Here is a 21,009-nt window from a genome sequence, read left to right on the forward strand (position 1 = left end):
GATGACCTTCGGCTTGCGGCTGCAAGGTCGTATTTTTTGCGCGGTATCGCTGGTGCTTTTGCTGGCGTTGCTGGCCGGCTTCAAGGCGGAACCGGGGCACGAGCTGATCGCCGTCGGCGCACTGGTGTTGTTGCTCGGCGTGCCGCACGGCTCCCTGGACGTGGTGGTCGCGCGTCGCTTGCTGGACCTGACAGGCATCAGGGCGTGGACGGTGTTCTCGCTGCGCTACGTTGGCCTGGCCGCACTGGTCGTCGGTCTCTGGTGGGTGGCGCCGACGGTGTTTTTGTCTGCCTTTCTCGGCTTCTCCGCGCTGCACTTCGGCGCCGACCCAGAGGAGGGCGTGGCATGGTCGACGCGCGCTTTGTATGGCGGCGCGGTGATCGTCCTGCCGGCCTTGTGCCACGGCGCGGAGTTGCAGCGGCTGCTGGGCCTGGTGGCCGGCCCGGCCAGCGCGGCCTTCGTCATGCCGGCGTTGCGCCTGCTCGCGGCGCCCTGGTTGTGCGCGACCGTGCTCGCTTGCTTGCTGGAGGCCAGGAGATCGCCGCTTGCAGCGACCGAACTGGCGGCATTGGCCGCAGTGTCGACGGCGGCGCCCCCGCTGGTCGCGTTCGCGGTTTATTTCTGCGCCATGCACAGCCCGCGCCATATCCTGCGGACCCTGCCTAGCCGGCAGGCGGCCGATGCCCGCCGCGCGCTGGCGATGGCGCTTTGGCCGACCGTCGCAGTGTTTATCGCCGCCGTGGGAGCCGGCCTGCTGGCCAGTGACATGCCACTGGAAACATGGGTGCTGCAACTCGGCTTCGTCGGCCTGGCGGCGTTGACGCTGCCGCACATGGCGCTGCTGGAAAGGGTCCGCCGAGCATCGCGGCCCGCGCCGCCCGGACAATAGAACCCAGCGCGCCCTTACTCTCACCTCGTTGCCAACGTCCCCGCTTTCTCGCCTTAACCAATCCAGCCTTCATGAAAGACATTTCAACCAGCGCCAATGCGCCCCTCGACGGTGTCTACAGGATCGCCACCGTCTCGAATCTCACCGGCATTCCGGTCCAGACGATTCGTGTGTGGGAGTCACGCCATGCGGTCGTGCAGCCGACGCGCAGCGCCACCAACGTGCGCCTCTATCGGCGCGCCGACATCGAGCGCCTGTCGCTGATCAAGGCCGCGGTCGACGCGGGCCATGCGATCGGCACCGTGGCGTCGCTGACCGACCGGCAGATCAAGGCCCGTTTCAAATTTAATCCAGTGCGAGCGGCGCAGACAACGCAACGTGGCTGTCGGGTCGTCGTATGCGGCACAACGCTGGGCGCCCGGCTCGCCACGGCGTGGGGCGATCGTACCGACGTGCGACTGCGGGGCGTCCTGCCTTCGCTGACCGACGCCGGCGGCACATCGACCGGAGTGATAGACGGCCCGGTCGATGCCGTGATCATCGAAGCATCCGTACTCGCCCCTTCCCTGCCTGCAGCCGTACGGCGGTTGCAGGAAACGACTCGTGCGCGCGTCGTCATCGTGGTCTACGGCTTCGGCAATCGGCGGAGCCTGGCACGACTCGACGACGCCAACGTCATCGCGCTGGCAGCACCGGCCGACCCGGCGCAGCTCGCACGCATCTGTTTGCTCGGACTGTCGATCGCGCCATCGGCGCCCGACACTTTCTCGGAACTGCTGGTGCATCCGGTGGCGCCACGACGCTATGACGATGCAGTGCTCGACCAGCTGGCACAGGTGCCGTCCAGAGTGCAATGCGAGTGCCCGAACCACGTCGCGGACCTTTTGGTGCGACTCAATGCCTTCGAACGCTACAGCCTGGAATGCGAGAGCAGCAATGGTGCCGATGAATCGGCGCACGCGATGCTGTATCGCGCCAGCGGACACTGCCGTGCAATCCTGGAAGAAGCGCTGACTCGCCTCATGGCGCATGAGGGCACACCGGCGCCTGAAGCGTAGAGACTCCGTGAATGCCGTGGCAACACGTCACTCATGGCGGAGCCAATAAATAAATAAGCCCGCAGGCGGTGGCTTGCGGGCTGTATCTATTAGAACCCGTATGGATTCTATTGAGTCTTGGACACTCAGGCCGAAGGCAGCAACACCGAGTCGATGACGTGGATCACGCCATTGGTGCACTCGATGTCAGTCTTCACGACGTTGACTTCGCCGTTCAGCTTCACGCCGCCCGTGGTGCTGATTTTCAGTGCCGCGCCGTTGACCGTGGTCGCCGACTTGCCGTCCATCGTCATGACGTCGGCAGCCAAGACCTTGCCTGCCACCACGTGGTACGTCAGGATGGCTTTGAGCTTCGGGATGTCCTTGAGCAGGCTGTCGACCGTACCGGCGGGCAGCTTTGCAAAGGCTTCGTCCGTCGGGGCGAACACCGTGAACGGGCCCGGGCCCTTGAGAGTGGCCACCAGGTCTGCGGCAGTGAGAGCGGCTGCGAGAGTCTTGAAGCTACCTGCGGCAACGGCCGTGTCGATGATGTCATGCATAAGAAATTTCCAATCGTTTGTCAGCGAAGCCGGGTCGTTGCGACGCCGGTGCACAGAAAGTGCGTTTAAAGGACTTGGCCACAACCGTTGGAGTCGATGCCGGTCCCACATTCGCTGACACGAATCTAATTCGACTGCGCGTGCACGCAGTCGTGCAAGGCCATTGCATTGTGTGTTGGAGTTTCACCGGCTCGCATGCCGTCTGGATCGACTCTTTTAAGGGAGCTGGTCTACTTCGGATCAGGAGTGCGTTTTCCACCCATGGAGTCGGCCGGCATTGAGCCGGTAGCCATCGGATTCCTGCCCATCTTGTTCGGCGACATCTTGTTCTTGTCCATAGTGCCGTTGGACATCTTGTCGTTGCTCATAGGGTCCTTGCCCATGCTGTCTTTCCTCATGGATTGACTGTTTGACGTGCTACCCCCCGAGGTACCCCCATCGCTAGAGCCGCTGCTCGTTGCCGAACCGCCGTTCAAACCCCCACCGCCACCGCCACCTCCACCAGCCCCGCCACCTGCACCCTGAGCCGATGCCGAAACCGAGCCGAGAGCTAAACAGGCGGAGATGAGAATCGTTGAGAACTTTGACATTGCAAACCTTTGAAGTGTGTTGGAAGGACCACTACATGCCTCAACTCGACGCGCACGTGTGCTCCAGGGCGCCCAGGCGCTGTGAGGGATGCCCTACCAAGCCCTATTGAATGCGACGGGCACACCGTTGGCCCCGCGCGTTAGTTTTCCACCGCACGACAACGCAAGCTTTTGTCTTACCACCAACGGCTTTGATTTCTGGGAACTTGTGCGTACATGAAATCATCGCGCACACTCGGCAACGCTTCAGCAGACGGAGACACACGTCTCAAAAACCTTGTTCATCAGATCGCGGCGGGAGACTCGCAAGCCTTTCGCGACCTCTACGATCTTTCGCGCATTTCTCTCTACTATTGCGCGCTCAAAGTTGTTCGCAGAAAGGAGATTGCAGAGGACGTTCTTCAGGAGGCTTATGTCACGATTTGGAGACTGGCTCCGGACTTCGTTGCCGAGCGTGGCGTCGCGATGGCGTGGATGACGGTGATCACGCGTAGCCGAGCAATCGAGAGCCTGCGTCGGCTGGTGACCAGCAGAGAAAGTCTGACGTTTTCCTTTGAAGAGCGTGATGAAGAAACGTTGCCGTCTGATCAACCAGATCCTGGAAGCGCGCTGGACGCCAAAAGACTGTGCGAATCATTGTGCCGTCATGTCGGTCAACTCAAGGCCACGCAGCGCGACGTGCTCAGACTTGCTTTTCTAAGCGACATGACTCACAGCGAGGTCGCATCGTGCACCGGAATGCCGATCGGCACAGTCAAGACGTGCGCGCGCCGCGGCTTGAGCAACTTGCGCAATGCCATGATCGTTCAGGCAAGCCCGGCACCCTGACCGATCGGCTACAACGAAGGGCGCAAGTCAACGAAATGATCCTCTGTGGGCAATCGCACGGTAGAACAATGTGTTCGCGTTGATTCGCTTCACATCGGTGCGATTCACTGGGCTCGGCAGTCGAATGAAGCGCCAATGGCGAGAGCGCCGTCGAAATTGCTGGCTTGTCCAGCATCGTCTTAGTTCTTAATCGCAGACAGCGGTTGAAGCTTCACTGCGTTCTTATCTGCAGCAACGATAGCGGGGAGATCGCGAAGAGTGCTCGTGCCTACTTTGGCCCGAATGATCTGGGTGTCAGCGCCGACACCTAGCGCTAAAGGCGACTCAAAATCTGAAGAAGCAATCGGCTTTGATCCGTCGTTGCTAATTTCAACCGTTGAGAGGTATGGAGCGTCGATCTTGACGCCGTCCAGCCGCAATTCAAGGTCGAGTAGTGCTCCGCTTTTTTCTTGCTGCAGAAGGGGAATGGAAGAGACCAGGCGTACCGTAAGCGATTGTGACGAGAGGTCGACCTGCCACAACCACACTGAAATACCGACGCCCGCGATAGCAACGAGAAGCATGACTACATACTTCCAATCGAAGTCGCCCTGTTCGTTGTATTCGTTACCCACGCGGGCATCCGACTCGGATTTGCTTCGCTCTGTCCACCCTCATCTCCGATTGTTTGTCGGCGACGCTACGTTAGGAGTGAACAGTTTTAGAGGGGGTTATCAAGGGGTGTATAAAAGCAAAACGCGCCCGGAAGGCGCGTTTTGCTAGCTATTTGGCGGAACCGGAGGGATTCGAACCCTCGATGAGGCTCTACACCCCATACTCCCTTAGCAGGGGAGCACCTTCGGCCACTCGGTCACAGTTCCTGAAAGAAGCCGCGATTATGCCAGCTTCCATCGCTTTTCAAGTAGGTGGGTGATCCAGATCGAAGGCCTTGTGCAGTGCGCGCACAGCAAGCTCCATGTATTTTTCGTCGATCACGACGGAAGTCTTGATCTCGCTGGTCGAGATCATCTGGATGTTGATGCCCTCTTCGCTCAGCACGCGGAACATCTTGCTGGCCACGCCCACGTGGCTGCGCATGCCAATTCCGACGATGCTGACCTTGCAGATCTTGGTGTCGCCGACGATCTCGGCCGCGCCGAGCGTGGGCAGCACCTTGGCCTTCAGCAGGTCCATCGCCTTAGCGAACTCGTTGCGGTGCACCGTGAAGCTGAAGTCCGTCTTTCCGTCCTTGCTCAGGTTCTGGATGATGACGTCGACTTCGATGTTGGCATCGGCGATGGCACCGAGGATGTGATACGCGATGCCCGGCTTGTCGGGCACGCCGAGCACGGAAATCTTGGCCTCGTCACGGTTGAACGCGATGCCGGATACGACGGCTTGTTCCATTTTTTCGTCTTCCTCGAAAGTGATCAGCGTGCCGGACTTGGCCTCTTCAACGATGTCGATGTCCCACGGCGTAAAGCTCGAAAGCACTCGCAGCGGCACCTTGTACTTGCCGGCAAATTCGACCGACCGAATCTGCAGCACTTTTGAGCCGAGGCTCGCCATTTCAAGCATCTCTTCAAAGCTCACCGTCTTCAGGCGGCGAGCGTCCGGCTCCACGCGCGGGTCGGTCGTGTAAACGCCGTCGACGTCGGTGTAGATCAGGCACTCGTGCGCCTTCATGGCCGCGGCAATGGCGACCGCCGATGTGTCGCTGCCGCCGCGTCCCAGCGTTGTGATGTTGCCGGCGTCGTCGACACCCTGAAAGCCGGTGATGACGACGACGCGGCCGGCATCGAGGTCGGCGCGCACGCGCTCGTCGTCGATGCTCTCTATGCGCGCCTTGGTGTAGGCGCTGTCGGTGCGCACCGAAACCTGCCAGCCGGCATAGCTCACCGCTTCCATGCCCTCGGCCTGCAGCGCGATGGCCAGCAGTGCCGACGAAGCCTGCTCGCCGGTCGAGGCAAGCATGTCGAGTTCCCGGTCGTGGCCGCGGCTGCCGGTCTGCTGAGATGCCAGCTCCTTGGCGAGACCGAGCAGGCGGTTGGTTTCGCCGCTCATGGCGCTGGGGACAACGACCATCTGGTGGCCGGCGCGCGCCCATTTGGCGACGCGCTTGGCGACGTTGCGGATGCGCTCGGTGGAGCCCATCGACGTGCCGCCGTATTTGTGAACGATCAATGCCATGGGTGAATTGGGAAGAGAAAGAAACCGGGCGCTAGGCCTTCGGCAAGGGCGCGGAATTGTACCAATGCAGGTGCTCACCCTGCCGCTCGGCAAAGCCGTCGGCGACCTTGATGTGGATGCGATGGCCACGCGTGGTGCAGGCGGCAATCTGGTCGAGCAGTTGGTCGAGCTGCGACGCACTCGGCGCGCGCGCGTGCGACTCTCGCAACCAGTGGCGCAACACATTCCCCTGGCGCGCGCGCGAGAGCGCTTGCAGTGCCGGGATGCGCGGCGGAGTGCCGACCAGGAAAAGGTCTTGCGCGCCCAGTTCTTTCAGGAGCTCTTGCGCCTCGGCAGCGTGCGCGGCACTGCGCGCAAAGGTCGACCGAAATTGCGGAAATGTCTGCACCAGCGCCGGCAAAAGAACAGCGCGAATCCGATTGCGGGTGTAGCGCGCGTCGTTGTTGGTCGGGTCGTCGATCCAGGGCAAACCGCGCATTGCCAGCCAGGCGCGGATGTCTGCGGCCGAGACGCCAAGCAACGGGCGATGGATGGTCAAGCCTCGACGCACTGCGATGGCCGGCATGGCGGCCAAGCCCGGCAAGCCAGCACCGCGCGACAACGCCAGCAACAGTGTCTCGACCTGGTCATCGGCGTGGTGGCCGATGGCGATCGACCGGACCAACGGGCGCTCTGTGTGCGCACCGGCCATATCCTGAAAAGAGGCATAGCGCGCATCGCGTGCGGTCGCTTCGGGGCTGTCTCCCGCAGCATGGCGTGCATCGACGCGGCGGCTGATAAACGGCACGGCCAACTGCGCGCAAACGTCGGCGCAGTGCCGCTCAAAATCGTCTGCTGCAGCTTGCAGGCCGTGATGCACATGAAACGCGTGGACTTTCCCGGGCCAACGCGCAGCGCACGCCGCCAGAAGCGCCGTCGAATCGGCCCCGCCGCTGTAGCCGATCGCCAGCGGCAGCGCCGGCTCGAATGCGGCTATAGCCTGCTCGAAGGCCTGTCCGGAAGCAGTCACCTCGACACGCTGCACGCCCTACTTGATGTCGGCTTTGGTGTCCGAGAAACGGCCGTAGCTTTGCAGTCGGTCGTAACGACGATCGAGCAGTTCCCTGACCTTCAAGTCGCTCACCTGACGGAAGGCGTCATTGAGTGCACGCTTGAGGAAAGCTGCCATTTGGCGGTGATCCCGATGCGCGCCGCCGACCGGTTCGTTCACGATTTTGTCGACCAGCCCGAGGGCTTTCAGACGATGCGCCGTGATGCCCAGTGCATCCGCCGCTTCCTTCGCCTTGTCGCTCGTCTTCCAGAGAATGGAGGCGCAGCCCTCAGGGCTGATGACCGAGTAAATCGAATACTGAAGCATCACGAGCTGGTCGCCCACCGAGATCGCCAGCGCGCCGCCGGAGCCACCCTCGCCAATGATCGTGACGATGATCGGCACCTCGAGCTGCGCCATCTCGAAGATGTTGCGGCCGATCGCTTCTGACTGGCCGCGTTCTTCCGCATCGATGCCGGGGTAAGCGCCCGGCGTGTCTACGAAAGTAAACACCGGCAACTTGAATTTCTCGGCGGTTTTCAATAGCCGCAATGCCTTGCGATAGCCCTCGGGCTTGCTCATGCCGAAGTTGCGCGCGGTGCGCTCCTTGGTGTCGCGACCTTTTTGATGGCCCAGCACCATGCACGGCGTGCCGTTGAAGCGGGCCAAGCCGCCTACGATCGACAAGTCGTCGGAAAAATGCCGATCGCCGTGCAGTTCGACGAAGTCGGTAAAGATTTCCCTGACGTAGTCGAGTGTGTAGGGGCGCTCAGGGTGCCGGGCAATCTTGGTAATTTGCCAGGGCGTCAGGTCGCTGTAGATGTCTTTGGTGAGTTGCTGGCTTTTTTTGCCCAGCTGATCGATCTCTTCAGAAATGTCCACCGCAGATTCGGTCTGGACATACCGCAGCTCTTCGATCTTGCCTTCGAGCTCCGCAATGGGCTGTTCGAAGTCGAGAAAAGTTCGTTTCGCCAACGTCTTCTCCTGTTATTCAATAGGCGACCGGTACCGGGTCGAGCGAGCGCCAAATATACCAAGTCGCGACGCTGCAATACGGCGCCCAGGCAACCGCCACCTCGCGCGCGTCGCTGCGACTGACCGGGTCACCCGAAAAGTAGTTGACGCTGATGCCGTTGAGCAGGCCCAGGTCGTCCAGCGGCAGCACGTTGGGCCGCATCAGATGAAAGATCAGGAACATCTCGGCCGTCCAGCGGCCGATGCCACGGATCGCGACCAGCTCTTCGATGATGAGTTCGTCCGCCATCGCGTTCCAGGCGTCCACATGCACTGCGCCGGCATCGAAGTGGATTGCGAGGTCGACCAGGTATTCGACCTTGCGGGCCGACAGACCGGCGCCGCGCATGTCGTCGACCTTGAGCTTGAGAACATTCGCGGGGGTTATCTTGCGCGGCAGCGCAGCGAATTTGTCCCATACCGCCTGGGCAGCCGGAACCGCGATCTGCTGGCCGACAATGCTGCGCGCGAGCGTCGTGAAAGCATCGCCACGTGATTCCAGACACGCATCGCCGAAGCGAGGAATAAGCCGCTTCATCACGCGGTCTTTCCTGGCGAGATGCTTACAGGCTTCTTCCCAGTAATCGGGCGTAAAAATCTCGACAGGCGGTGGTTTCTTGGGCGAAGGCATGGGCGCTCGGGTTGCTTCTTCTTTGCGTTCTATTGAGCTGCGGCCCAAGTCGTGCCGGTGGGGGAGTCTTTCAGCGCGATCCCTTGCAAAAGCAAGTCTTTTCGAATGCGGTCAGCTTCGGAAAAGTTCTTCGCGTCCTTGGCCGCAGTACGTTGGGCGATCAGCACCTGAATGGCCGCAGCGTCGAGCGAACCGCCAGCTTGCTGATACCCAGCTTGGAGAAAAACCTTGGGCTCGCCCTGCAGCAACCCGATCGTGCCGGCCAATGCGCGCAGCAGGCCCGCGACCTCAGACGACTTGGTACGGTTCACTTCGCCCGCAAGGTCGAACAGCACAGCAACTGCCTCCGGCGTGCCGAAGTCTTCGTCCATCGCAGCCTTGAAGCGCGCGGCGTGCGGCTGGTTCCAGTCGATGGCAGCGTCCGCAGGCGGGACCAGATCAAGCGCGGTGTAAAGGCGCTTGAGGGAATTGCGTGCATCGTCCAGATGCACGTCGCTGTAGTTGAGGTCGCTACGGTAATGCGTGCGCACAAGGAAAAAGCGCAATGTTTCGGCGTCGTATTTTTCCAGCACTTCGCGGATGGTGAAGAAATTGCCCAGGCTCTTGGACATCTTCTCGTTGTCAACACGCACGAAGCCGTTGTGCACCCAGAAACGCGCCAGCGGTTTGCCATGCGCGCCTTCGCTCTGCGCGATCTCGTTCTCGTGGTGCGGAAACTGCAGGTCCACGCCGCCTCCGTGGATGTCGAAGGTCTCGCCCAGCGTGGCGCAGCTCATGGCCGAGCACTCGATGTGCCAACCGGGCCGGCCCACGCCGAACACGCTATCCCATTTAGCGTCGTCGGGCTCGGCCGGCTTGGCGGCTTTCCAGAGCACGAAGTCGAGAGGATCGTCCTTGCCGTCGAGCACTGCAACGCGTTCACCGGCATGCAATTCGTCGAGTGACTTGCCCGAGAGCTTGCCGTAGCCGGGAAACTTGCGCACTGCGTAATTCACATCGCCATCGGCCGAGCGGTAAGCCAGCCCCTTGTCTTCCAGCGTGCGGATGATGTCGAGCATCTGCGGAACATAGTCCGTCGCGCGCGGCTCGATCGTCGGAGGTTCGATCCCGAGGGCGCCGATATCCTGGTGCATAGCCACTACGGTCTCTTCGGTCAGCGCCCGGATGGTGATGCCCCGCGCCAGCGCGCGCGCGATGATCTTGTCGTCGATGTCGGTGATGTTGCGCACGTAGGTCACGGCGTAGTCGCTCGCACGCAGCCAGCGTTGCACCACGTCGAAGGCCATCATCATCCGCGCGTGGCCGATATGGCACAGGTCGTACACCGTCATGCCGCAAACGTACATGCGGACATGGCCCGGCTGCAGCGGCGAAAATTCTTCCAGCTGACGCGATAGCGTGTTGTAAATGCGCAGGCTCATGGAGACTCGGAAAGCATCGGACTTACGGCCGGCCGGAGCGGGTGCGCAAGGGTAATTTTCAGGGGCGAAGGTGGGGTTGCACCGGCGGCTGGAAACGACCCCTCGGCTACAATCGTTCTCAGTATAAACGGCCGCCGCCGCATATTTTTCGGGTGTTTTTCGAGCATGCTGCAAGGCGCTCGACCCCCCTACCTCCCGAGGCTTCATGAAGCACTTCGCGCTCTCCCCCTCCAACGCCATCCCCCCCATCTTCCGTCTTCTTTCTGCACCTTTCGTTGCCATGCTGCTGTGCCTGACGGTCGGCGCAGCACACGCCGACGACTACGGCGACGTCAACCAGTTGCTCCGGCAAGGCAAGGCACCTGAAGCACTGACCAAGGCCGACGCTTACATCGCCGGCAAACCGCGCGATCCGCAGATGCGCTTTTTGCGCGGCGTGATCCTGACCGAACAGGGCAAGCAAGCCGAAGCCACGGCCGCCTTCACCAGTCTCACGCAGGACTTCCCGGAACTGCCCGAGCCGTACAACAATTTGGCTGCGCTCTATGCATCGCAAAGCCAGTTCGACAAGGCACGTGCCGCCCTCGAAATGGCGATCAAGCTGAATCCGGGCTATGCGACGGCCTACGAAAACCTCGGCGACGTATATGCCCGTCTCGCAATTCAGCAGTACGTGCGCGCGCAGCAGTTCGCGTCGACCAATCCGAGCGTGACGTCTAAGCTGAAGACGGTTCGCGAACTGTTCGGGCCGGCCACCACGAGCGCAGACCCGGCTCAATTGCCAGCGGCGCCTGTGACCGTCAAGAAGCCGGTGCGCGCAAAGTAGACTTTTCTGTTCGCAGGTGCACTGGCCACGGCCGGATGCACGCTTCCCGATTCATCTTTTCACCGGACAGATCATGGTTATAAACACACGCACAGCAGGTGCCCTTTCGCGCCGCACTGCTCTCTTGCTTGCAGCGTCGCTAGCCGGCTCGATCACCTTTTCAAGCGCGGCATGGGCGCAATCCGCACCACGCGTCAAGCTCGCCACGTCGGCCGGCGACATCGTCGTCGAGCTCGATCAAGCCAAGGCACCGAAGACCGTCGACAACTTTCTGCAATACGTCAAAGAAAAACATTACGACGGCACGGTGTTCCATCGTGTCATCGACGGCTTCATGGTCCAGGGAGGCGGCTTCACTGCGAACATGCAGCAAAAGCCGACGCGCGCACCGATCGCGCTGGAGGCCGCCAACGGCCTGAAGAACGACAAGTACACCATCGCGATGGCGCGCACCGGTAACCCTGACTCGGCCACATCGCAATTTTTCATCAACGTCAAGGACAACGCGATGCTGAACGCTCCCAACCCGGACGGCCATGGCTACACCGTGTTCGGCAAGGTCGTTGCCGGCACTGAAGTCGTCGACAAGATTCGCGCCGCACGCACCGGCACCAAGGGCGGCATGGAGAACGTGCCACTCGATACCATCACCATCCAGTCGGCCAGCATCGTCAAGTGACCGGCGTGACCCAACTTTTTTGAAGGAGCCATCATGAGCAACCCCCAAGTCGAACTGCACATCAAGAACTACGGCATCGTCACGCTCGAACTCGACCGCGCCAAGGCGCCGAAGTCGGTCGACAACTTTCTCGCTTACGCAAAAAAGGGTCACTACGACAACACGGTCTTCCACCGCGTGATCCCCGGCTTCATGGTGCAGGGCGGCGGCTTCGAGCCCGGCATGACCCAGAAGCCCAGCGGCGCCGAGATCGAGAATGAAGCCAACAACGGCCTGAAGAACGACAACTACACCGTCGCGATGGCACGCACCAGCGCGCCGCATTCGGCCACGGCGCAATTCTTCATCAACGTGTCCGACAACGCCTTCTTAAACCACACGGCACCGTCGGCGCAAGGCTGGGGCTACGCTGTTTTCGGCAAGGTCGTCGCCGGCAAGGAAGTCGTCGACAAGATGAAGGCCGTGAAGACTGGCCGCAAGGGCTTTCATGACGACGTGCCGCTCGAAGACGTCGTACTTGAAAAGGCTGTCATCACTGCGGAATAAGCGGACGGACAGACCAGTCGGAGCAAGCGGCACGATGCGTTGGGCAACGATCGCATGAACCCATTGAGCCGCTCGTCGACGTTCCCCGAAATCATCGCGCCCGTCGCATGGCGGACCGTCGACCTCATCTCCGACCTGCACCTGCAGGCTGGAGATGCCGCAACGCTCGAAGTGTGGCGCGGGTACCTGCAGACCACGTCGGCTGACGCATTGTTCATCCTCGGCGACCTGTTCGAAGTCTGGGTCGGCGACGATGCAGCGACGCAGCCCGGTTTCGAGTCAGAGTGCGCCGAACTGTTGCGCCTTACCGCCGAGCGCTTGCCGGTGTATTTCATGCATGGCAACCGCGACTTTCTGGTCGGTGCCGGGCTGGCAGCACAGGCGAACTTCATCTTGCTCGAAGATCCCACTGTGCTGGTGCTCCACGACGAACGCTGGCTGTTGAGCCACGGCGATTTGCTGTGCCTCGACGACACCGACTATCTTGCTTATCGCGCACAGGTACGGAAGCCGGAATGGCAAAGCGCAGTGCTGGCCAAACCGCTGGCTGAACGCCGCGCGCTGGCGAGATCGATGCGCGCGCAGAGCGAAGACCACAAGCGTGGACCTGACGTGGTGTGGGCCGATGTCGATGCCACTGCCGCACGCGACTGGCTGCGGCAGGCTCATGCCCGCACGCTGGTGCATGGTCACACCCATCGGCCGGCAGAGCACGATCTTGGCGATGGCCTGCGTCGTATCGTGTTGAGCGACTGGGATGCCTCAGCGCACCCGCCTCGCGCGCAAGTGCTCTGCCTGTCGATCGCAGGCGCTCAGCGCGTTGATCTGCGCTGATCTGCGTTGACCTCTGATGTTTCGCTGGTTGCGCCGTCTTCGCGCTCTTCCCTCTATTCCCGACGCTGCTTGGCAGGGCACGCTGGCGCGCTATCCATTCTTGAACGACCTTTCCGACGCCGAGCGAGACAGCTTGCGCACGCTCACTGCTGGCTTCCTGAGCGAGAAGGAATTTCACGGTGCGCACGGCTTTGCGATCACCGACGAAGTCGTGCTTGCCATTGCCGCTCAGGCCGTCTTGCCGTTGCTGCACCTGAAAGGCGGACTGACCTGGTACGACGACTTCGTCGGCGTTGTGGTGCACCCGTCTGAAGTGGTTGCGCGGCGCACGACCACCGACATGGCCGGCGTGGTTCACGAATACGAAGAAGTGGTCGCAGGGGAAGCCATGGACCGCGGCCCGGTGATGCTCAGTTGGCAAGACGTGCTCGCCAGCAGCATCACCAGCGACACCGGCTACAACGTCGTCATTCACGAGTTCGCACACAAGATCGATATGCGCAGCGGCGTTGCAGACGGCTGTCCGCCACTGCCTGCGGGCTTTGCCGGGACAGCTAACGCGCGGGAGGCGCAACGCGCATGGCTCCGCGCGCTTCAGTCGGCTTATGAAGTCTTTCGCGAACAGACCATCGTCGCCGAGCGATTCGGAGGCGCGCCGCCGTGGCTCGACGCGTACGGTGCCGAGTCGATCAGCGAGTTCTTCGCGGTCGCGTGCGAGGCGTACTTCGTGAACAGAGTTCGCTTCGCCGAAGAGTTTCCGACGTTGCTCGCACTATTCGATGAATTCTTCCTCGCTGGTAAGGCCGGTCAGGCCGATCGGGCCTGACCTCGGCTGACCGTTACTTGCGCAGCAGCGCCTTCAGCGCGTTCTGCAGACGACGGGCCGCTGCAGCATCGTGCGGCATCGCGAGCACCTTGCTTGCGTCCAGACCCCAGGTTTGCGCCGGTGCAGGGTCGCCGCGCTTGGTGAGCAACTTGAGTTGCAGAGCACGACGTGCATCGAGCTGATCGGCTGGCGTCGGAACCTCCGCCGCCATCTCGAGACGCAGCAAAGCCTCGGACGCTTCATCTGCCTTGGCTGCAGGCGCGCCAGCCAACGACTGCGACCAGGCAGTTCGCACCGCTGGCGACACAGCCCGACCCAGTTCCTGCACCGAGGGCAGCTGCGACGCGTCGCGTTTTTCCCATGCGCCCATCACTTGCGACAACGCCTCGCCGTGCGCTTGTGCTGCAAGTTTGCGCAGCGCCATGTCGGCGCGTTCTAGCGCCTCGCGTTGCGCGCGGAATGCGGCATCGCCGAGACGCGGACCACGGTCTTCAAAGCGAGGGGCGCGGTCGCCGAAGCGATCGCCGCCACGGGCATCGCCGGAGCGCGGTCCACGATCGTTCGAACCACCGGGGCCGCCGGGGCCACGTGAGTCGCGGCGGTCGCCGAACTTGCCACCGCCACGCGGAGCAGGCGCGACATCGCCTCGCTTGCTGCCGGGGCGATCGTCGCCGCGACGTGCTGCCACCACGGGCTTGGGGGCAGGCTTGGGCGGTGCGGCGGGCTCGACTGGCTCGACCGCTGCTGATTCCTCCGCAACTTCTTCCGCACGCACTTCGTTGTCGGCGCGCGAGGAGGCGTCCGAACTGTCGGCGGGTGCGATCAGGTCGCGCGGGCCAGCAGGCGCAGTCGCAACCTCCGGCACTTCACTTTGCGCCTCGGCAGCAACTTCGCGGCCGCCTTCGAGCGCAGCGTCGGCCGGTGGTGTGCTGAGCTGCGTGCTCTCTCCGAACTCCATCGCAGCCTGTTCGACACCCACCTGTTCGGTCGCACCGACATCGGGCCCATCGGGTCCTTCGGTCGGCGCCGCGTGAGTTGCTGCAGCCGCTGGTGCAACAGGTGCCGGTGCCGGAGCCGGCGGCGGCGCTTCACCGCGTATCGCTCCTTCGAGCCGGGCGATCGCAGAGCGAATTTTTTGCACGTCGCCAGCGGCGTTGGCAGCATCGAGCGCCTTCGACGCATCCAGCACGTAGCGGTCGTGCTCGCTCATCGCCGAAGACGCCTTTTCGCGCTCTGCCGTCTTGCGGTTGAACGCGTCGTCGATGGGCGCGCGGAAGGCGTCCCACAGCTTTTGTTCATGACGACGATCAAGCGGTACGGTTTGCGCTTCGGCCTGCCAGCGCTGCTGCAGCGCCTTGACCGCGTCGATGCGCAACATCGGCTGTCCGCCGAGTTCGGTGGCTTCGGCAATCATGGCTTGACGCCGATCGACACTCTCTTTTTGAGCCGACTCGAACGGTGCACGCGCCGCGTCGAACGCTGCGTTCCAGAGCGGTTGCAGTTCGGCAAACACCTTCTCACCGATATGGCCGGCATCGCGCCACTGATCGGCGAACTGGTGCAGCGCGCGGTTGTGCGCCTTGAGGTCCGATGCGTCGGCGTGCGCCTCGGCCCAGCCCTTGACCTCATCGATCAACGCGATGCGTTGCGCGCGATGTTCGGCCGCGTCCGCACGCACCTTGTCGAGCCAGGCCTCGACGACCTTGTGCGCTTCGTTGCAGGCTTCGTCGAAGCGCTTCCAAAGCGCGTGGTTCGGCACGCCGCCTTGGTCGGCCTGCTTCCACTGATCGCGCAACATGCGCAGCGTTTCCTGCATCTTGCGGCCACCCAGGGCCTGGCCTTCAGGGCGCTTCAGCAAACCTTCAGCCCGAGCGACCAAATCTTCGCGGACCTTGTCGGCGCTCCAGCGCTGCCAGCCTTCGAGTTCGCCGGCAGCCACCAGGGCCGTGTGGACGCGTGCTTCCAGTTCGGGTTCGACCTGTTTGCCGTGTTGCTTCAGCACGGCGCGCAAGGCGGCGGCGGCGCCGGCGCTGGCTTTGCCATGTCCTTCTGCAGTTTCCTGTTCGAGCTTGAGCAGCGCAGCCTGAACGGCTTCTTGCGCTGCGGCACGCACGGAGGGATCGACCTTCGGCGCTGCGGGCTTGGCCTGCGCAGCCTTCGGCGCGACAGCCTCGCCGCGCGCGGCGCGCAATTCGTCCGCCCACACCGGAACTGGCGGCAACGGCGCTGCAGCGTCAGCGGCAGCAGCCTGTGCCTGCGTCAGCGCACCATGGAAAGCATCCGAGACGACGAGCAACTGCGCCTTTGACGCATCGAGCTGAGGCGCGAAACGCGCGTCGAGGCTGTTCCAGTTGCCGTCGGCGGCAATCGCGTCGGCCTGCTCTTTCCAGTGAACGACATCGCCGCGGAGACCCTCTTCGGCCGCTTGCGCGTCGTGCCATGACTTGGTCGACAGCACTTCGAAACGCTGCGCCAGCAGCACGGCCGCTTCACGGTGCACCTGCGCGCGATGCTGCAAGTCTTCAATGCCTTTCACGCGCTCGGTCAATTGACTCTTGAAGCTCGCGAGCGGTTCGCGCGACAACGGCGCACCGGCCTTGGCCGCGTCGCGTTGCCAGGCCAGTGCGTCGGCAATGTTGAGTTTGGGCTGCGCCAACAGCGCCTGGGCCTTTTGCGCCCATTCGGCGCCGATGGCTTCCTGGCCCTTGGCACGTTTGAGTTCGTCGAGCTTTTCGCGCAGCAGACGGGCGGCGCCCTTGTCGCGGCCGCTCAGCTCCTTAAACACCTCCTGCATTTGCTCGGTCGAGGGATTGCCCGCGAGCCAGTCACGGATGCGGCCCGCTCTCTCGCCAGAGGTGGACGCCGTGAAAGCGCCGCCGGTGAGGTTGTCGAGGGCCTGGAGATCGTGGGGCTTGGAAGAAGTTGAAGTCACTGCGCGAAGAACGTTTTGTCTTGTTGAATTGGATAAGCGAGGGCGCCGGCAAAGGCTGGCACACATTGCATTTTCACCGACTTGGCGATGAGGGGTTTATCGGGTCGCCAGATTGAGCTCTGCGCCGGGCTTCCAGTTGGCATCTGCAGCCCGCGTTCGCACCGCGCCGAGGAAGAGCCGATCGCTCGGCACCTTCTGTTCCAGCAGGTAATCACGCACCACCGCACCACGCTCGACGGCGAGCTTGCGCATCGTTTCTTCGTCGGCAGTGACGCTGGCCATCAGCAGGTCTTCCATCTCTTTCAGCGGCAGATCTTTTGCAAGACCGACCATGTTGCGCGGCTTGGTGATGTCGGCGCGCTTGTATACCGCGGTGAGCAGCGCGGGGTATTCGGCATCCGTCACGGGCGGTACGGCAGCCGCCGACTCCGCCGCGGTGTCTGCGCCGGCCGTATCCGCAACCGTGCTCGCACCCGCAGTCGCAACGGCGCGCGCCGCCCCGCGGCGCTTTTCGGCCTGGGCGAGTTGCCGCAGGCGCTGACGCTTGAACGCTTCGGCTTCTTTGTCGAGACTCGATGTGCCCACCACGGTCATCTGCAAGCCCGGCCGGTCCGCCAGCGCCTTGGCCACCTTGTCCAGGCCCTGTCTCGCGATGTCCGACAACGCCGAGCTGCCGGCGTCGAATGCGATGGTGCTCGACTCGCCGCTACCGCCGCCGAGCCCGCCGGTGAGCAAGCTGAAAGGAGACGTGATGGCCTTGACGATGAGATTGACCAGCGCCTTCCAGATCAGCGGTCCCACGCTGAACTGCGGGTCGTTGATGGAGCCCGACAACGGCAAATCGACATTGATGACGCCATTGCGGTCAGCCAGCAGCGCGACCGCGAGCCGCACCGGAAGGCTGTTCGGCGCGCCCTGCACTTCCTCGCCGAACTGCAGTTGGTTCAACACCATGTTGTTGGTCGCGGTGAGTCGGCCATCGGGCGCGATCTTGTAGTTGACCTCGAGGCTCAGCTTGCCGCGCTCGATGTTGTGGCCGGCGTAGCGCACGGAGTACGGCGACAGCGGCGGCAGGTCGAGGTCGCGCATCTTTCCGGTGATGTCGAGTTCGAGCGGCTTGGCTAACGGATTCAGCTTGCCGACGATTTCCAGGGATGCCGTCTGCTCGGCCTTGCCGCGCAGTTCGAGGTCGGCCAGCGCGGGTGTGCCACCTGCGCCTGCTTCCGGCTGCGACGAGAACGCGCTGAGCTTGCCGGTGAGTTCGGTCAGGTCTGCCGAGTAGTTTGGCTTGACGAATTGATCGGTGAAGTCGACCTTGCCGTTGATCAGGCTCATTGGGCCGAAACGAATGATCGGCTTGGGTCCGGTCGACGCGTCGCTCACCTGAGGCGCTGAGACGGCCGCCTTCGGCGCCGCAGCAACCGGATCGCCACCGACCCTCTCTTCGGCCGAGATTGTCCGGCCGGACGACGTGGCGGGACGCACCGCCGTGGTCGTCGTGCCACCACCGGGTTTACGTGTCGTGACCGCCGCGGCTGGAGCGGCTTCTGTGCCTGGCGTAGCTGGCGTGGCCGCAGTCGGCGCGGCAGCTGCCCCGTTCGGCGTTGCCGAGCCCGAGGCCACCTGCTCCGGCGATTTGGCGAGATCCTGCAAATTGATGCGGCCGGTCGGGTCCACGATGACGCGCGCAAAAAAGTCGGTCAGCGTGGTCTCGCGCACATCGACGCCGAGCGCGGTGCCGGGCGCCATCGTTACTTGCAGGCCACGCAGGCTCAGGGCTTTCCAGCTGAGCAACTGGTTGGTGCGGTCGATGCCCGGCGTCTGCGTCAGGCTCGCGCTGTTGGCGCGAAAGTCTTCGAGTGCGCTGTCGCCTGCCAGCTTCAGGCTCATGCCGGCCGGCGCCGCGGCGTACTTCACCGTGCCACTGTAGTTCGCATAGGCACGCCGGATGTCGACGTTGAGCGCGTTGGCGTAATACGCCTTGAAGGCGTGCGCGGGGAAGGCCGCCACTTCGACGCGCCCTTCAGCCGCCAGCGGTTTCAGCACGAGGTTGCCCTTGTAGTCGAACCTGCCCGCGTCGGCGCGCCCGCCGGTCACAGCAATGCGCCCGGAGACCTGCAGTGGCGACACGGCCGCGGTGTTGGGTGCGATCTTCTGGGCGCTGACTTTGAGGGCGGTCAGTTCAATGGCCACCGGCGTGCTGCCGGCCTTGTCTGAATAAGACACTGCGCCGTTGTCGACTGCCATGGTGGCGATGGTCAGCGCCCAGGGCGTGGCGTCGGCCGCAGGCGTTCCGGGCGTGGCCGACGCGTTGACTGGCTTCGGCGCAGCCACCTTGGCCACGTCCGCATCCTTGCTACCCGTCGCTGGCGCCTTCAGCCAGCGTTGGAACATCCAGCGCTTTTCGTTGTCACGCTCGACCATCACCTTGGGGTTGGTCGCGGTGAAGGATGCGATGGCGAGCGTGTGCTTCGTCATGTCGACTTCGGCATCGGTCAACTCGAAGCGCCCGACGCTGGCGACTGCCGCTTTCCCTTGCGTCAGTGCCAGACCGTCGAGCGCCAGGCGAACCGCCTTGAACTTGAGTTCCGGTTTGGTCCAGGCCACGTCGATCTGCCCGCTCAGCTTGCCATCCACCGTCGGCTCGAGGCTTTGCGCGAGATACGGTGCTGCCAGCGAAAGCGGCAACGCATCGACATCTGTCTGCACCGTGGCCGCCTTGTCGGTGCCCTCACCCTTGAATTTCAGGTGCGCGCCGGCCAGCGTCATCGAGCCGCTGAAGGGTACGGCCTTGGCCATCGGCCATGTCACCGTGGTCGCCTGGATGGCCAACTCGCTGGCATCGATCGCAGCGGCCGGCTGCGTGGTGGCATCGCGCCACCCGATGTTGCCGCCGTTCAAGGCGACCTTGTCGACCTGAATTTTCCAGCCCGGTGCCGGCGTGTCGGTACGAGCAGCCGCGCTGTCTGCTGCCGCCCGAGGCGCAACCTTCTCCGTCGTACCGGTAGCAGGGTCGGTCGCCAGAAGATTGAGCTGGCCCGCAGCGTCGCGCGCCACCACCAGTCGCGGCGCAGTCAGCGAAACCTCGCCCAGATGCACCATGCGATCAAGCGGCCGCACGTCGGCAAGTTCGACTTTCAACGAGTCGAAGCCGAGCAGGTCGCGCCCCTTGCCGTCGGCCAGCTTGGTACCGTGCGCCTCGATCGTTCCGCTCAGTTTCAGCCCGGCCGTTGCAGCCTGCTCGAAGTCGATCTTTAGATCGGCGTCGAGCGTGCCGGCTTGCAGCTTGACCGGCGAGCCGGCAGGGATGTATCCAAGGTACGGCGCCAGATCGAGTCCCTTGAACTGGAGATGCGCGTCGGTCTTGCGGTTGTCTGCGAACGGCGTGCTTAACGCGGTCGAATCGAACTCGCTGCCGTTTAGCACGAACGCGAGCTTGGGCTCGGTCTTGATCTCCCGCTTAGACGCCAGATTGCTCAGAAATGGGACATTGAGCACCAGGTCACGCAGCGTGTGCGTGCGCTTGACCGTCTCGTCGTTGAAGTCGACGGAGCCGCCGGAGATCGCGATGTTGTAGATCGCAAAGCGCGGCGGGTCGCTCTTGGGCGCTGCAGGGGCGGCAGCGAGTTTGGCAAGAATGTCGTCGATGTCGTATTTGCCATCGGCCCGATGGGTCAGCTTGACGACCGGCGACTCGACGCGGACGGCGTCGATCACCGGTGCCAACCTCAAGACTGACTGGAGTTCCGCGTCAGCGTACAGCCGAGCCACGTGGAACTGCGGCTGGCTACCGTCAGCGGTGGCGATGCTCACATCGTCGACTGTCAGTTCCAGCGTCCACGGCCTGAAATCTATTTTTCCGACAGTTACTTTTCGACCCAGCTTCTCGCTGGCGATCTTTTGAATCTGGCTTTTTGCAATCGGCGGGACCGCCAACCAGGCGACGAGCCAAAGGCCGAGCAGCGATGCCAAAGCGACGATCCCGCGTCGCACCCACTTATTTCGTATTAGCGATGCAGCATTCATTTGAAGTGAGTGTGCCGCAAAGGCTTTGTCGTTCCCATTGCCATTCCAGAAGCAAGAAAGCCCGGTGACAGGACATGGTGTCTTGCTACCGGGCTCGATGGCGGGCACGAGGCTCATGCCATCTTTTCGCTCGACCGGAAGTTCAATCGTTCCGACCAAGCTGGCGGCAAG

At 62.8% G+C, this 21,009-nt stretch carries 18 protein-coding genes and 1 tRNA gene; 8 read left to right on the forward strand and 11 right to left on the reverse strand.

The window, feature by feature from the left end; all coding sequences use genetic code 11:
• The first annotated feature begins 1 nt into the window (after position 1).
• Entirely contained in the window at positions 2-889 is an 888-nt protein-coding gene (locus tag H7F36_RS19625) for a Brp/Blh family beta-carotene 15,15'-dioxygenase (RefSeq protein ID WP_187052349.1), read from the forward strand.
• A 71-nt stretch (positions 890-960) separates the two neighbouring features.
• Positions 961-1,947, forward strand: coding sequence for a MerR family transcriptional regulator (locus H7F36_RS19630; RefSeq protein WP_187052350.1), 987 nt, complete (start codon positions 961-963; stop codon positions 1,945-1,947).
• Positions 1,948-2,072: 125 nt separating this feature from the next.
• On the opposite strand, the gene H7F36_RS19635 is transcribed toward H7F36_RS19630, so the two are convergent.
• Together H7F36_RS19635 and H7F36_RS19640 are read right to left on the reverse strand one after the other, a co-directional pair.
• Positions 2,073-2,486: a fasciclin domain-containing protein gene (locus tag H7F36_RS19635; protein WP_187052351.1), complete on the reverse strand. Its 414-nt coding sequence runs from the start codon at positions 2,484-2,486 to the stop codon at positions 2,073-2,075.
• Between the two features lie 230 nt (positions 2,487-2,716).
• Entirely contained in the window at positions 2,717-2,869 is a 153-nt protein-coding gene (locus H7F36_RS19640) for a hypothetical protein (protein WP_187052352.1), read from the reverse strand.
• A gap of 423 nt (positions 2,870-3,292) precedes the next feature.
• On the opposite strand from H7F36_RS19640, the gene H7F36_RS19645 reads away from it, so the two are divergent.
• Positions 3,293-3,904 carry an RNA polymerase sigma factor gene (locus H7F36_RS19645; protein WP_187052353.1) on the forward strand — a complete coding sequence of 204 codons (612 nt, stop codon included), beginning with the start codon at positions 3,293-3,295 and terminating at the stop codon, positions 3,902-3,904.
• A 179-nt stretch (positions 3,905-4,083) separates the two neighbouring features.
• On the opposite strand, the gene H7F36_RS19650 is transcribed toward H7F36_RS19645, so the two are convergent.
• From H7F36_RS19650 to cysS, 7 genes are all read right to left on the reverse strand, one after another.
• The gene (locus H7F36_RS19650; RefSeq protein WP_187052354.1) at positions 4,084-4,518 is read right to left on the reverse strand and encodes a hypothetical protein; all 435 of its coding nucleotides are present in this window, start codon (positions 4,516-4,518) and stop codon (positions 4,084-4,086) included.
• A 153-nt stretch (positions 4,519-4,671) separates the two neighbouring features.
• Positions 4,672-4,764, reverse strand: a tRNA-Ser gene (locus H7F36_RS19655).
• Positions 4,765-4,801: 37 nt separating this feature from the next.
• Entirely contained in the window at positions 4,802-6,073 is a 1,272-nt protein-coding gene (locus H7F36_RS19660) for an aspartate kinase (RefSeq protein ID WP_187052355.1), read from the reverse strand.
• Positions 6,074-6,104: 31 nt separating this feature from the next.
• Positions 6,105-7,082: a tRNA lysidine(34) synthetase TilS gene (gene tilS, locus H7F36_RS19665; RefSeq protein ID WP_187052356.1), complete on the reverse strand. Its 978-nt coding sequence runs from the start codon at positions 7,080-7,082 to the stop codon at positions 6,105-6,107.
• 18 nt (positions 7,083-7,100) lie between these two features.
• Complete coding sequence (locus tag H7F36_RS19670; protein ID WP_187052357.1) at positions 7,101-8,078, reverse strand: acetyl-CoA carboxylase carboxyltransferase subunit alpha; 978 nt, start codon at positions 8,076-8,078, stop codon at positions 7,101-7,103.
• Between the two features lie 16 nt (positions 8,079-8,094).
• Complete coding sequence (locus H7F36_RS19675) at positions 8,095-8,748, reverse strand: DNA-3-methyladenine glycosylase family protein (RefSeq protein WP_187052358.1); 654 nt, start codon at positions 8,746-8,748, stop codon at positions 8,095-8,097.
• A 29-nt stretch (positions 8,749-8,777) separates the two neighbouring features.
• Positions 8,778-10,169 carry a cysteine--tRNA ligase gene (cysS, locus tag H7F36_RS19680; RefSeq protein ID WP_187055107.1) on the reverse strand — a complete coding sequence of 464 codons (1,392 nt, stop codon included), beginning with the start codon at positions 10,167-10,169 and terminating at the stop codon, positions 8,778-8,780.
• A gap of 205 nt (positions 10,170-10,374) precedes the next feature.
• Between cysS and H7F36_RS19685 the strand changes: the two genes are divergently transcribed.
• From H7F36_RS19685 to H7F36_RS19705, 5 genes are all read left to right on the forward strand, one after another.
• Positions 10,375-10,995: a tetratricopeptide repeat protein gene (locus H7F36_RS19685; RefSeq protein ID WP_410003049.1), complete on the forward strand. Its 621-nt coding sequence runs from the start codon at positions 10,375-10,377 to the stop codon at positions 10,993-10,995.
• Between the two features lie 73 nt (positions 10,996-11,068).
• Entirely contained in the window at positions 11,069-11,674 is a 606-nt protein-coding gene (locus H7F36_RS19690) for a peptidylprolyl isomerase (protein ID WP_187052359.1), read from the forward strand.
• Positions 11,675-11,707: 33 nt separating this feature from the next.
• Positions 11,708-12,220 carry a peptidylprolyl isomerase gene (locus H7F36_RS19695; RefSeq protein ID WP_187052360.1) on the forward strand — a complete coding sequence of 171 codons (513 nt, stop codon included), beginning with the start codon at positions 11,708-11,710 and terminating at the stop codon, positions 12,218-12,220.
• Between the two features lie 54 nt (positions 12,221-12,274).
• Positions 12,275-13,054, forward strand: coding sequence for a UDP-2,3-diacylglucosamine diphosphatase (locus H7F36_RS19700; RefSeq protein ID WP_187052361.1), 780 nt, complete (start codon positions 12,275-12,277; stop codon positions 13,052-13,054).
• A 16-nt stretch (positions 13,055-13,070) separates the two neighbouring features.
• The gene (locus H7F36_RS19705; RefSeq protein ID WP_187052362.1) at positions 13,071-13,880 is read left to right on the forward strand and encodes a zinc-dependent peptidase; all 810 of its coding nucleotides are present in this window, start codon (positions 13,071-13,073) and stop codon (positions 13,878-13,880) included.
• Positions 13,881-13,893: 13 nt separating this feature from the next.
• Here the strand turns inward: H7F36_RS19705 and H7F36_RS19710 are convergent, their stop codons facing one another.
• Entirely contained in the window at positions 13,894-16,812 is a 2,919-nt protein-coding gene (locus tag H7F36_RS19710; protein ID WP_261802410.1) for a DUF349 domain-containing protein, read from the reverse strand.
• A 96-nt stretch (positions 16,813-16,908) separates the two neighbouring features.
• Positions 16,909-20,838 (reverse strand): DUF748 domain-containing protein, encoded by a 3,930-nt coding sequence (locus tag H7F36_RS19715; protein ID WP_187052364.1) that lies wholly within the window; start codon positions 20,836-20,838, stop codon positions 16,909-16,911.
• Between the last annotated feature and the right edge of the window lie 171 nt (positions 20,839-21,009).

Source organism: Variovorax sp. PAMC28562, assembly GCF_014303735.1.
GTDB lineage: Bacteria > Pseudomonadota > Gammaproteobacteria > Burkholderiales > Burkholderiaceae_C > Variovorax.

What these genes read in the sequence shown, in the direction of transcription:
- H7F36_RS19625 (WP_187052349.1), top strand. Translation starts at nt 2, where the DNA reads ATGACCTTCGGCTTGCGGCTGCAAGGTCGTATTTTTTGCGCGGTATCG.
- H7F36_RS19630 (WP_187052350.1), top strand. Translation starts at nt 961, where the DNA reads ATGAAAGACATTTCAACCAGCGCCAATGCGCCCCTCGACGGTGTCTAC.
- H7F36_RS19635 (WP_187052351.1), bottom strand. Translation starts at nt 2,486, where the DNA reads ATGCATGACATCATCGACACGGCCGTTGCCGCAGGTAGCTTCAAGACT.
- H7F36_RS19640 (WP_187052352.1), bottom strand. Translation starts at nt 2,869, where the DNA reads ATGGGCAAGGACCCTATGAGCAACGACAAGATGTCCAACGGCACTATG.
- H7F36_RS19645 (WP_187052353.1), top strand. Translation starts at nt 3,293, where the DNA reads ATGAAATCATCGCGCACACTCGGCAACGCTTCAGCAGACGGAGACACA.
- H7F36_RS19660 (WP_187052355.1), bottom strand. Translation starts at nt 6,073, where the DNA reads ATGGCATTGATCGTTCACAAATACGGCGGCACGTCGATGGGCTCCACC.
- H7F36_RS19675 (WP_187052358.1), bottom strand. Translation starts at nt 8,748, where the DNA reads ATGCCTTCGCCCAAGAAACCACCGCCTGTCGAGATTTTTACGCCCGAT.
- cysS (WP_187055107.1), bottom strand. Translation starts at nt 10,169, where the DNA reads ATGAGCCTGCGCATTTACAACACGCTATCGCGTCAGCTGGAAGAATTT.
- H7F36_RS19685 (WP_410003049.1), top strand. Translation starts at nt 10,375, where the DNA reads ATGAAGCACTTCGCGCTCTCCCCCTCCAACGCCATCCCCCCCATCTTC.
- H7F36_RS19690 (WP_187052359.1), top strand. Translation starts at nt 11,069, where the DNA reads ATGGTTATAAACACACGCACAGCAGGTGCCCTTTCGCGCCGCACTGCT.
- H7F36_RS19695 (WP_187052360.1), top strand. Translation starts at nt 11,708, where the DNA reads ATGAGCAACCCCCAAGTCGAACTGCACATCAAGAACTACGGCATCGTC.
- H7F36_RS19700 (WP_187052361.1), top strand. Translation starts at nt 12,275, where the DNA reads ATGAACCCATTGAGCCGCTCGTCGACGTTCCCCGAAATCATCGCGCCC.
- H7F36_RS19705 (WP_187052362.1), top strand. Translation starts at nt 13,071, where the DNA reads ATGTTTCGCTGGTTGCGCCGTCTTCGCGCTCTTCCCTCTATTCCCGAC.
- H7F36_RS19715 (WP_187052364.1), bottom strand. Translation starts at nt 20,838, where the DNA reads ATGAATGCTGCATCGCTAATACGAAATAAGTGGGTGCGACGCGGGATC.